This window comes from Hymenobacter sp. R533113 (genome assembly GCF_056835965.1).
The window spans coordinates 988,201-999,064 of sequence record NZ_JAKWBD010000001.1 but is presented as its reverse complement, the minus strand read 5'-3'; the positions used below and the strand labels follow the sequence as shown (position 1 = coordinate 999,064).

Here is a 10,864-nt window from a genome sequence, read left to right as displayed (position 1 = left end):
GGAGTGAATCGACCCCATATAGTAGGCAGAAGGGGACAGTACCTTATATTAAATTTACTAAAATCAACTCTACCTATGCTAGCTTCTAGATAACTGAAACCAATATCGCTAAGCAAAATGTAAGTACATTGTACGTACATTTGCTTTCATGAACACGCGCCTGATTCGGGTGGGCAATTCCCAAGGAATTGTGCTACCCAAGAAACTACTACAACAATATAACATCACCGGCGAAGTTGACTTGCAGCCCACGGCCGAAGGTCTGCTCATCAAGCCGGTTGTAAAATTCCGTCGTGAGAGCTGGGATGAGCAATTTCAGCAGGCCATCAGTCAGGGTCAAGACCCGGAGAGCGAGTTGCTGGGGGGCTTTTCTGCTGAAGCCTTTGAAGAAAACGAATGGCAGTGGTAACCATGCAGCGCTTCGAGGTGTGGCTGGTGAACCTCGACCCAACCCAAGGCAGCGAAATCAATAAAACCCGCCCCTGCGTAATCATCTCACCTGATGAGATGAACCGTTATCTGCGCACCGTCACCATTGCTGCCCTGACCAGTACCCGGCGCGACTACCCTTCCCGAGCGGATTGCGTTTTCCAAGGCAGGGATGGACAGATAGCCCTGGATCATATCCGTTCGGTAGATAAATCTCGCTTGGTTCGTCGCTTAGGCGTGCTGCCCAACATCACGGCGCAAGAAGTCTGTGACCGATTGCAGGAGATGTTTCAATACTAACGATATACAGCAGGCCTTACCAACACAAAAAAGCCCGGTTCCAAACGGAACCGGGCTTTCTATATATGTAGTGAGCTAAACCTTAAGCGGCAGCCGACTCGCCGTTCTCACGGTCTTCGATGGCTTTGCGCAGCTTAGCTACGGCTTGGTTGGCACGCTCCTCGTCCAGACGGTTGATGTTGAGCAACATCTTGGTCTTCTCCTGGCGCGTAATCACCGGGTGGTTGAGCAGACGGATGATTTCTTCCTTCTGCGCAGCCGTAGCGTACGCAATTGCGGGAGTTGGGGCCTCGGCTGGCTCAGCGGGTACGGCCTTCATAGGCGTAGCCTCAGCAGCTACAACGGCGGGAGCAGCAGTCGGGATTACAGTTAGCGCAGGCTTTGCTTCAGGCTGATTGCCGCCGTAATCCATTTCCTCAGCAGGCGTTGGCTCATAGCCGGCCGCGCGAATGATCCAGGCGAGGATATTACGGTAGGCCTTGCCGATAGCGCGCGTCTGCGCCATGCTCATGATGGCAAACTCCTGGTAGAACTTCTTGCCCGACTCTTTATTGGAGCATACTGCAAAGCCAGCGCCTACCGTATGACCCGAACGCAGGTCGAACAAGGTCACCTTGGCTTGATATTTTAACTCCGTCTCAGTGCTGACGTTGATGACGTGGTCCACAATAGGCACGATGCCTAAGCGCGAGCCGGCGTACTGCCAGCCTTCCACGTTCACAAACTCCTTGCCCTGCACAGTCGTCGAGAGCTTGTTTTCTTTGATAAACTTCGCCAGATCAGTAGCCAAGTGCAACGTCTCATCGGAGCGCGAAATGTCGTAGCTCTCAATCTTGCTCTTGCGAGCCTGGTCTTTGGCGGTTTTGGTTACTTCGTTCATGGCGGTTTCCATAAGTGTCCTGTGATACGTTTTGTTATTTGGGTATATAACTACGTAGCCGCACGAAAGGTGCAAGAAGCGTCATTTTTCTATGTAATTTTTCTATTTGATTATCAGATAGTTACGAATCAATTTCCCAAAAATATTAGAAAACTAAAAAAATGATCTTTCGTAGACCTCGAATCACTCCTTTTTCGAGGTGATAAAGCAAGATTTCGCGGCATAAGAAAGCCCCCCAGAAGCGCTTTCCGGGGGCTTTTTTGAAGCTATGCAAATATTTAGAACGTCATGCCGAGCGGAGTCGAAGCATCTCTACTGCTTCGCCTGAGTAATCCTGCAGGCGAAGCGGTAGAGATGCTTCGACTCCGCTCAGCATGACCGCCTGAAAGGAACACCTCAATTCCTCAATTATATGAGATCTACCCCGTAATGTAGCCGTCCTTCATCGTGATGGTGCGGTCGGCCATGTCGGCGAGTTGGTCGTTGTGAGTAACGATAACGAAGGTTTGCCCCAGCTCTTTGCGCAGCAGAAAAAAGATCTGGTGCAGCTCCTGGGCGTTCTGCGAATCGAGGTTGCCGCTGGGCTCGTCGGCGAAGATGATTTCGGGCGAGTTGATAAGCGCCCGCGCTACGGCCGTGCGCTGCTGCTCCCCGCCCGACATTTCCGAGGGCTTATGGTCGGCGCGGCGCTCCAGGTTCAACATGCCAAGCAGTTCGCGGGCTCGTACGCGCACTTCCTTCTCTGAACGGCCCGCCAGATACGCCGGCAAACACACATTTTCCAGCGCCGTGAATTCCGGCAGTAGGTTATGAAACTGAAAGATGAAGCCAATGTGCCGGTTGCGGAAGCGCGCTAGGTCGGAGCGCCCCAGGGAGCTAACCGACTGACCATCAAACAGCACCTCCCCCGTATCAGGGTTATCCAAGGTGCCCAGAATGTGCAGCAAGGTACTTTTGCCCGCCCCCGACGAACCAACGATGGACACGATTTCCGACTTTTCAATCGTCAGGTCGATGCCCTTGAGCACTTCCAGCGTGTTGTAGCTTTTGCGAATATTGATGGCCTGCAGCAAACGATAAGCGGATTGGGTGAGCAAGTTGGGAACAAGCAAAGCTACGGATGAATCGCAGATAGATAGCACTGGTTTGTAATCTGTAGCTTGCCAGGGAGTGCCGGGGGGCAAATTTCCGTTCTGCTGTTACCATTTTAGCTTCCGCAGGCTTATAATTGATTGATAATCTATTATGCCAAGTTCCATGCAGTTACGCCGCTGGTGGGCCTTTGTGCCCCTGCTAACCATTCTGGGCCTGGCAACGGTGCTGGCGGCCGGCTGGTGGTGGCCGCGTATGGCTCCCTCCTACCCACCCTCCACCACAGCGGCCAGCTTTACCGTCGCGGCCAACTTGGGTAACCGCATGCGGGGCGTAAGCTGGGTAGGCGGCGACTCCGTGACTGATGCGGAGCTGGCGCCGCTAAAGCAGCATAATGTTAATTGGCTGGCTCAAACGCCCTTTGGCTGGCAGCGCGGCGCTACCTCTCCCACCATCGGCATGAACACCGGCCGCGGCCGCGTGTACTGGGGCGAGAGCGACGCGGGTCTTATCCAGACTGCGAAGCTCGCTCGCCAGCGCGGCCAAAAAATTCTGCTCAAACCCCACCTCTGGGTGCGCGGCGAAGGCAGCTGGCCTGGCGACATCCGCATGACTTCCGACGCCGACTGGGAAGCTTGGTTTCAAAGCTATTCTACCTTTATTCTGCACTACGCGGAGCTCGCGGAGCAACAGAAACTCAACGGTCTCTGCATTGGTACCGAGCTGGAGCAAACCACCACTGCAGCCCACGAGGCTGAATGGCGCACTCTCATCCGCCAAATTCGTCAGGTATACCACGGCCCGCTCACTTACGCCGCCAACTGGAGCGGCGAGTATGAGCATATCCGCTTCTGGGACGCGCTAGACTACATTGGGATTCAGGCCTATTTTCCCCTCACCAAAAAAAGCAAGCCTACCAAAGCCGAGCTACTGGCCGGTTGGCAACCACACTTAAAAGCCATTGAGCGAATCCAAAAACGCTTCAACAAGCCCGTTGTGTTTACCGAAATGGGCTATAAATGTACCCCCGATGCGGCCGTAGAACCTTGGGCGTGGCCCGACCGCACAGCCGCCTTTCTCCAGCCCGATGAGGCCACGCAAGCTGCCTGCTACGCGGCCATGTTCGAGACCTTTTGGCCCAGGAAATGGTTTGGGGGGCTTTTTGTCTGGAAGTGGTACCCCAGCCTGGCCGCCGATGGCCCCGCTCGGCGCCACGCCGACTTTACGCCCCAGCACAAAGAGGCCGCGCAGGTAATGGCCCAGTGGTTTGGCAAGTAGGTTGGGGATTAGTAACACCCCGCGTCGCATTTTTGCCTACTTTCGTGCACTGAACACCACCCCATCATCCCCATTGAACTGACCTCTATGAACATTCACGAGTATCAGGGTAAAGAAATTCTCAAAAGCTACGGCGTACGCATTCAGGAAGGCGTCGTGGCCGATACGCCCGAGGAAGCCGTAGCCGCCGCCAAGCGCTTGACGGAGGAAACCGGCACCAGCTGGTACGTTATCAAAGCGCAGATTCACGCCGGCGGGCGGGGCAAAGGAGGCGGCGTAAAGCTGGCCAAGAACCTCGAGCAAGTGAAGGACATAGCTGGCCAGATCATTGGCATGCAGCTGGTTACCAAGCAAACAGGTGCCGAAGGTCGCAAAGTACACAAGGTGCTCATTGCCCAGGACGTGTATTACCCCGGCGACTCGGAGCCCAAAGAATACTACATGAGTGTACTGCTGGACCGCTCCACGGGCCAGAACGTGATTATCTATACCACCGAGGGCGGCATGGACATCGAGGAAGTTGCTGAGCAGCATCCCGAGAAAATTCACCGTGAGCGCATCGACCCTCGCGTCGGCTTGCAGGGCTTCCAGGCCCGCAAAATCGCTTTCAACCTCGGCCTCACCGGCGAGGCGCAAAAAGAGATGGTGAAGTTCGTGACGGCGCTATACAAAGCCTACGACGAGACCGACTCGGCTATGTTCGAAATCAACCCCGTGTTGAAGACTTCGGACAACAAAATCCTGGCCGTTGACGCCAAAGTAACCCTCGACGAGAACGCCCTGTACCGTCATAAGGACTTCGCCGCCCTGCGCGACACCAACGAGGAGGACCCCTTGGAAGTAGAAGCCTCTGAGTCGAACCTGAACTACGTGAAGCTCGACGGCAACGTGGGCTGCATGGTGAACGGTGCCGGCTTGGCCATGGCCACCATGGACATTATCAAGCTGTCGGGCGGTGAGCCTGCCAACTTCCTCGACGTAGGGGGTGGGGCCAACGCCCAAACCGTAGAAGCTGGCTTCCGCATCATCCTGAAGGACCCGAACGTGAAGGCCATCCTCATCAACATATTCGGTGGTATCGTGCGTTGCGACCGGGTAGCCAACGGCGTGGTGGAAGCCTACAAAAACATCGGCGACATTCGCGTGCCCATCATCGTGCGCCTGCAAGGCACCAACGCCGAGGAAGGTGCCCGCATCATCGACGAGTCAGGCCTGAAAGTATTTTCGGCCGTGCTGCTGAAGGATGCCGCTCAGAAAGTGAAGGAAGTACTGGAGTCGCAGAACGCGTAGTTCTAGCTCAACTAGTTTACAAAAAAGCCCCCCAGAACTATTCTGGGGGGCTTTTTTGTGCTTGAAGGATTACAAATCAATAGTTAGGCAGTAACGCTCGTATTTTCAGTGGTAGAGTTTTGGTTTCCGCCCTCTACGCCGCCGTTTTGCGCTACACCTGCATTTTCTTCCGCTTCCACCGGAATGGCTTTGCCCATCACGCGCAGTTCCACTTCCATATTGCCGCGCGTTCCTACCGAGTATGGGCAAATGGTGTGGGCCTCACGCACCATATCGATAGTCTTTTGCTCGTCGAATATCTTTAAATCAACGTCCAAGATGGCGCTAAGGCCATAGGCTTTGCCTTCCTGAAACAAAGTTACAGAGCATTTCACCTCACTTTGTGAGTCGAGTCGGTCGCCGTTACGCTGCGCTATTACCAATAGCGCCTGCTGAAAGCAGGAAGCATAGCCAGCCGCAAACAGCTCCTCTGGGTTGGTAGCACCTTTTTTGCCCCCCAGGCCCTCGGGCACCGACATATCCAGGTCAATGATGCCCGTAGCGGAGCGTACGTGGCCACTGCGGCCACCAATGGCCGCAGCATCGGCCGTATACAGTGTTTTTTTCTCGTTAGTAGACATAAGGTAAGGGTTCGGGTTGTGTGTTTGAATTAACTGATTTTAGCGCTCGAAGGTTATACCCTACTACCCAGCCGCGCAAAATGCCCACCACGTTTGGCCAGGCGTATTTTTCTCTCTACTTTTGCCCACCTTCCGGTCACGTCGTACAACGGATAGTATGAGAGTTTCCGAAGCTCTTGATCTAGGTTCGATTCCTAGCGTGACCACTTATAGCAAAAACCCTCTGTAAATAAACCATTTACAGAGGGTTTTTACTTAGTACACTTGTAAGTGTGGCTTCAAATAGAAGTTTACGGATAGCATCAGATGAATTAATACCTAGTAGGTAGAAGGCCTCTGTCAACGCGGCAGCCGGCTATGTATAGGCCAAGTACCAGTTCGTTGCTCTAGGGTTGGAAGGTGCACTTACCAGAGAGTTTATTATTTTGCTGGCCTACTCTAGTCCCTATTTGATGTAGTCTCTTGCTCCGGAATACTTGGCTGAAATTGCCCATCAATTAGGGTCGCTCAACGCCTTTCTCGGTGGGTTTGCTGCCGCCTTCCTAGGAACGTTGCTCACGCTTACCTCCCCGCGCCGCCTTACTACCTGGGCCATCGCCACGGCCGCCTTCGCGGCCGTGGCGTTTATTGTGACCACTGTTGCCACCACGAAGCTCGGTATTATCCTTCATCCTCAGGCGCCGGCTAATGTCAGCCACACTCCGGTGGCAGGAGCCCGAGTCTTAACGGTGCTGGGCTTCCTATTGGGTACTATGGATTGCTGGCTAGCATCGGGATCAGTGGATGGCTACGCTCGCGGGCAATCGGCCTGCTGACCAACCCTACTTGCTGGCCTTGGCACCATATTGGCGACAAGCCTCCTAGTCATCTTTTAAGAGCATAGCAAGAGGAATTTTTATGGCACGGAAGGAATAAAAACTCCTCTTGCCTAATCAGGTAACTCTTATAACTAATCAAGATGATCGACTCAGCTTACATTTTATCTTAAAGTACAAAGGTCTAGTAAACTCCGTCCGAGCAAGGACCACCAGTCAGTTCAAGCGTAGCGCAAGGAAGGCTTGTGCAGGGCCTTTTTCGGCTAGGGTGCCGCGTAATATTTATTGATTTCCAAGGTAAAGAATACCGTTGTCCTATATCCTGCTTTTTGAAGCGGCATTGCCTTCAAGCAACGCTCAATACCAATAAATCATTGCTGCACTTGCCCTTCAGGGCAAGTGCTCTTGCTTACCACATTAGCTCTTAAACCTTAGAATATAGTCTCCCCTGCGGCATATCGTCGGGACCCCACAAAGCGAAGTCACAGGGGATAAAGTCCATACCCTTGACCGAGGTGGCTACTAGTCCGCAACTTGGGTTAATTGGCTAGTAAGGTGGTAGTGGGAATTATTTTTGAATCGGCGCTTACTAGCTAGGAGGTCTGCAAATAGCGTTGTAACTAGCCTATTTATTTTACTGACTTTATGGTAATATCTCTACTAAACATCACCTCCGATTCGCAACCCTTAAGTAAGAATCCGGAGGACAAATCTGCTCAAACCAGTCAACATTGGATAGTGACGGACAATGAGACAGCTCGCAGAGTCAAGTATATTTTCCGTCCGAACGGTGATGTCCTGATAGCTAATCTTGGGACAAGAAAGGCAGTTAAGGCAGAGTAAACAGCGCATTAACCATCCTTCAAGCGCTGCCCTGAAGTTAGCCCTATCACTTTAGCTAACAGGCAGATATGTTGCGTTCTCAAGGGGTTTTTGCTTGGTATATGGCACTAGTTGTTAAAGCAGCATTGAATCTGGACAAGTACAGCACCAATAGTAATGTCTCGGGGTTTGCTGCTAGGCAGCTATAGCCCCGGCTGTGGTAGGTTGAAGCTTGTGAACAAGCCTTATAGAATTCGTTTTTATCTGCACTTGATAGCTTTATTTTTAAAGGTTGGAAATATGCAAATGACTTCTTTATTTTATATTCCTTTATAACTAATACAATATTTTTTTGATAATCACTTATAACCTTCTTAACTTGACATATATTTATAACGGTTAGTATTTTTCCTATAGAGTATGACTGAGTGGTTAATTGAAAACAGAGACTGGCTAGGTATAGCTGTACCTTGTTTTGCTGTTACAGCCGCACTTATTTTTTGGGTTTTGACTGGCCGCGATAAGGATAGAGCCTATCCAATTCAGGGCAAGCCAAATACTTTATCTTTTACCGGAGATAAGCGCACAATCTCAGTTATAAAGGTAGAAATAACGAATTTTATAACTGATACTAAGCGAATTACAGTTTGAAAGCAGATTAGAGATTAGCTACTGGGCGCTTTATGTTATGCCCCTGGTTACGCTCAATAGTCTTTAAATTTGGTATCAACGGTAGCCAACTGCTCACAAACAAGCCAGATTTTGGCGGCACGTGTTACCTTGGCTTAGCAGTGCAGCCAACGATGCGCATACTGCTGTTCGCATACAGTGGCCCCGAAGGTCGATGCTAAGTACCGGGGACAGCCAATTCTTAGCTGGTCAAAAGAAGTGGCGTTTTTATACGCATAAAAGCCAGAGTGAATCTATTGGCTACTCTCAGGTACGGGCAATGCTACACGCACGGTGGTACCGCGCTCGGGGTGTGATTCCAGCGAAAAACGCCCCCCAAGAAGCTCTGCACGATTGCGAATGCTTATGATGCCCATCCCCGGATCGGAGGTGGGAACTGGAGATTCGGGCATCCCCTGGCCATTGTCCTGTACGCTGAGAACAACCTGCTTATCCTCGTGCTCTACCTGAATGTGGACCTCTTGGGCATGAGCGTGTTTGATGACGTTGCTCAGCAGCTCCTGAATAATGCGGTATACAGCTAGTTCGAGGAGCAGCGGGCGGGGCTGCTGCAAGCCAGTCAGATGCAGGTAAACGTTGAGCTTACCCGGTGGAATGTGCTTCACCAGCTCCTGTAAGGCAACCTGTAGTCCAAAGTCCTCTAAGATGCCGGGCGTCAGCTGGTGCGAGACGTTGCGGGTAGCTTGAATGGCCTCGTTCAGCACTTGTAGCACAGCCGGATCCGTAGCGGACTGCCCTCCGTTTTCCAGGTTGAGCTTGGTAACATAAAGCAGTTGCCCTACGCCATTGTGCAGCGCTTCAGCAATACGCTTACGCTCTGCTTCCTGGGCGGCAAAAACAGCCTGCACGACTGTTTGCTGCTGCTGGCGCTGAAGATGAACAGCATCGGTGAGCATGCGGGTGCGCTCCGTTATATCACGAATGGTAACCAGAATGCCAGTCACCTCGCTCCTGTCAGGATTCTGCAGGGGCATGAAGTAAATATCGTAGCTGCCGGGTCGCTGCCTCAGAGGCTGGTTAAACAAATTAATTGGCTTGCCTTCACTTACCTGCTTCAGCAGATTGCGCATTTCAGCCGTTTCGAGGTAGTGCGGTAGGAGTTCGAAAAACGAATGCCCTAACGCCTGATCTTCAGGTATGGAAGAATACTGAGCGACCGTCTGGTTCCACGCCGTCACGCGCAGGTTCAGGTCTAGCGCTATAAGGGCATCAAGGCTGTGGTCAAGTACTTGCTTGGTAAAAACCTTTTCGGCCCGGAGCCTTTCCTTCATCTGTTCCGACTCGGCAACATCGATTGAGAAGATGACAGCTTCCTGCTTTTCCTGGTCGAAGAAGCCGTAGCTCTGGTAGTATACCCGCTCGCCTTGATTAAGAAAAAAGCTTACAAAATTAACCGCCTCGCCTGCCAGAAGGCGGTCAATGAACTCGGCCTGCGCGGGAAAGACAGCATACATGCTAACCTCCTGCATCTGATTATCCTGGATATCTAAGCGGCGCAGGCCCAACCCAACCAGTTCCAGAAAGACTCCTGTATGGGTAAGCCTGCCCATTATTACCGGCATATTATGCAGTACGCGCTCCAAAAGGCGGTTTTTATAGCTTAACTCTTGTTGGGCTTCCCGTTTGGCGCTTATATCTCGTACTACTCCCAATAGTTGCCCCAATTGGCCTTTAGTCCTCTCTACCTCCCCACGAAACCGGATATACCGCACTGAGTTATCGGACCGCACCACCCGAAACTCCAATACCAAGGGTTGGCCGGTTTGTTGAGCCTGCGCCAGAGCCTCGCCAGCAGGGGCCAAATCCTCGGGGTATATGTGCCTGATAACCTCCTTACTGGGCAGAGGTCCTGATCCGGGGGGTAAGCCTAATAAGGTCCGGGCACGCTCATCGAGCACTATTTCTTTACTGTCTAACGAGTATATGATGGTGCCCACGCCGGCAGCTTCCAACGCCCTTCGACGGTCTTCCTCACTCTCGCGGCGTTGCTGCTCGGCTGTTTTGAGTGGAGTAATATCACGCCACACGGCATGCAGGAGCGTGTGGGTATCCATCTGGACCGGCGTGAGCAGGATTTCGCCCCAAAACTCTTCTCCCGTACAGCGCTGGCCACACCACTCGTAGCGATAGCGTCCCTGGGCTACGGCCAGGCGGCAATATTCGTCGGCGAGCTCGCGGCTGGGGCGGCCATCGGGTTGGTGCGGGGGAGCTAGCTCAGCAATATGTCGGCCCAGGATCTGCTGTTTATTGGTGGCTCCGACCAGTGCCAGCATAGCCGCATTGCAGTCAACAAAGTAGTTATCGAGCAGCAGAAATACGGCGTCGCTACTGTGCTCAAACAGGCGGCGGAACTTGTCAGCATGGGGGTCAGCGGCGGCTGTTAATTGGGCGGCGGCCACTGCGGCAGCTTGTTGTAGGGCCTTTATCTGCGCCTGAGCTCGGTGTAGCTCCTCCTGCTGCAAAGTCAGCATGGTTTGGTACAGAAGCTCTTCCGGTAGCTTTTCAGCCAAACCGGCGGGATTGGCAGCGGACAAGCGCTGCAATGCTTGCTGGCGCAATGCGCTCAGCTCCGCGGATAATGGAGAAGGAAATAATCTACCCATGATCGGAACGACTTGCTACAGCCGGCGGCCATTATTAGCCAAACA

At 52.6% G+C, this 10,864-nt stretch carries 10 protein-coding genes and 1 tRNA gene; 7 read left to right on the top strand and 4 right to left on the bottom strand.

Going from position 1 to position 10,864, the window contains the following annotated elements:
* The first annotated feature begins 148 nt into the window (after positions 1-148).
* The gene (locus MKZ35_RS04685; RefSeq protein ID WP_482512040.1) at positions 149-409 is read left to right on the top strand and encodes an AbrB/MazE/SpoVT family DNA-binding domain-containing protein; all 261 of its coding nucleotides are present in this window, start codon (positions 149-151) and stop codon (positions 407-409) included.
* Positions 397-729, top strand: coding sequence for a type II toxin-antitoxin system PemK/MazF family toxin (locus tag MKZ35_RS04680; protein WP_482512039.1), 333 nt, complete (start codon positions 397-399; stop codon positions 727-729). Before MKZ35_RS04685 ends, MKZ35_RS04680 begins: the two co-directional genes overlap by 13 nt.
* 82 nt (positions 730-811) lie before the next feature.
* Here MKZ35_RS04680 and MKZ35_RS04675 read toward each other — a convergent pair whose 3' ends face one another.
* Positions 812-1,621, bottom strand: coding sequence for a hypothetical protein (locus MKZ35_RS04675; protein ID WP_482512038.1), 810 nt, complete (start codon positions 1,619-1,621; stop codon positions 812-814).
* 407 nt (positions 1,622-2,028) lie between these two features.
* Positions 2,029-2,682, bottom strand: coding sequence for an ABC transporter ATP-binding protein (locus MKZ35_RS04670; RefSeq protein WP_482512266.1), 654 nt, complete (start codon positions 2,680-2,682; stop codon positions 2,029-2,031).
* Between the two features lie 184 nt (positions 2,683-2,866).
* Here MKZ35_RS04670 and MKZ35_RS04665 point away from each other — a divergent pair, with 184 nt between their 5' ends.
* Together MKZ35_RS04665 and sucC are read left to right on the top strand one after the other, a co-directional pair.
* Positions 2,867-3,979 carry a glycoside hydrolase family 113 gene (locus MKZ35_RS04665; RefSeq protein ID WP_482512037.1) on the top strand — a complete coding sequence of 371 codons (1,113 nt, stop codon included), beginning with the start codon at positions 2,867-2,869 and terminating at the stop codon, positions 3,977-3,979.
* Positions 3,980-4,066: 87 nt separating this feature from the next.
* Positions 4,067-5,269 carry an ADP-forming succinate--CoA ligase subunit beta gene (gene sucC / locus MKZ35_RS04660; RefSeq protein ID WP_482512036.1) on the top strand — a complete coding sequence of 401 codons (1,203 nt, stop codon included), beginning with the start codon at positions 4,067-4,069 and terminating at the stop codon, positions 5,267-5,269.
* An 83-nt stretch (positions 5,270-5,352) separates the two neighbouring features.
* Here the strand turns inward: sucC and MKZ35_RS04655 are convergent, their stop codons facing one another.
* Positions 5,353-5,889 (bottom strand): Ohr family peroxiredoxin, encoded by a 537-nt coding sequence (locus MKZ35_RS04655; RefSeq protein WP_482512035.1) that lies wholly within the window; start codon positions 5,887-5,889, stop codon positions 5,353-5,355.
* Positions 5,890-6,023: 134 nt separating this feature from the next.
* Here MKZ35_RS04655 and MKZ35_RS04650 point away from each other — a divergent pair.
* From MKZ35_RS04650 to MKZ35_RS04640, 3 genes are all read left to right on the top strand, one after another.
* Positions 6,024-6,095 (top strand) — tRNA-Arg (locus MKZ35_RS04650).
* 270 nt (positions 6,096-6,365) lie between these two features.
* Positions 6,366-6,704 (top strand): hypothetical protein, encoded by a 339-nt coding sequence (locus MKZ35_RS04645; RefSeq protein WP_482512034.1) that lies wholly within the window; start codon positions 6,366-6,368, stop codon positions 6,702-6,704.
* A gap of 1,242 nt (positions 6,705-7,946) precedes the next feature.
* The gene (locus MKZ35_RS04640) at positions 7,947-8,177 is read left to right on the top strand and encodes a hypothetical protein (protein ID WP_482512033.1); all 231 of its coding nucleotides are present in this window, start codon (positions 7,947-7,949) and stop codon (positions 8,175-8,177) included.
* Positions 8,178-8,449: 272 nt separating this feature from the next.
* Here MKZ35_RS04640 and MKZ35_RS04635 read toward each other — a convergent pair whose 3' ends face one another.
* Positions 8,450-10,819 carry a sensor histidine kinase gene (locus MKZ35_RS04635; RefSeq protein ID WP_482512032.1) on the bottom strand — a complete coding sequence of 790 codons (2,370 nt, stop codon included), beginning with the start codon at positions 10,817-10,819 and terminating at the stop codon, positions 8,450-8,452.
* Between the last annotated feature and the right edge of the window lie 45 nt (positions 10,820-10,864).

Excerpts from the sequence above, each read along its gene's own strand:
- sucC (WP_482512036.1), top strand. The coding sequence starts at position 4,067 with ATGAACATTCACGAGTATCAGGGTAAAGAAATTCTCAAAAGCTACGGC.
- MKZ35_RS04655 (WP_482512035.1), bottom strand. The coding sequence starts at position 5,889 with ATGTCTACTAACGAGAAAAAAACACTGTATACGGCCGATGCTGCGGCC.
- MKZ35_RS04635 (WP_482512032.1), bottom strand. The coding sequence starts at position 10,819 with ATGGGTAGATTATTTCCTTCTCCATTATCCGCGGAGCTGAGCGCATTG.
- MKZ35_RS04680 (WP_482512039.1), top strand. The coding sequence starts at position 397 with ATGGCAGTGGTAACCATGCAGCGCTTCGAGGTGTGGCTGGTGAACCTC.
- MKZ35_RS04685 (WP_482512040.1), top strand. The coding sequence starts at position 149 with ATGAACACGCGCCTGATTCGGGTGGGCAATTCCCAAGGAATTGTGCTA.
- MKZ35_RS04640 (WP_482512033.1), top strand. The coding sequence starts at position 7,947 with ATGACTGAGTGGTTAATTGAAAACAGAGACTGGCTAGGTATAGCTGTA.
- MKZ35_RS04665 (WP_482512037.1), top strand. The coding sequence starts at position 2,867 with ATGCAGTTACGCCGCTGGTGGGCCTTTGTGCCCCTGCTAACCATTCTG.
- MKZ35_RS04675 (WP_482512038.1), bottom strand. The coding sequence starts at position 1,621 with ATGGAAACCGCCATGAACGAAGTAACCAAAACCGCCAAAGACCAGGCT.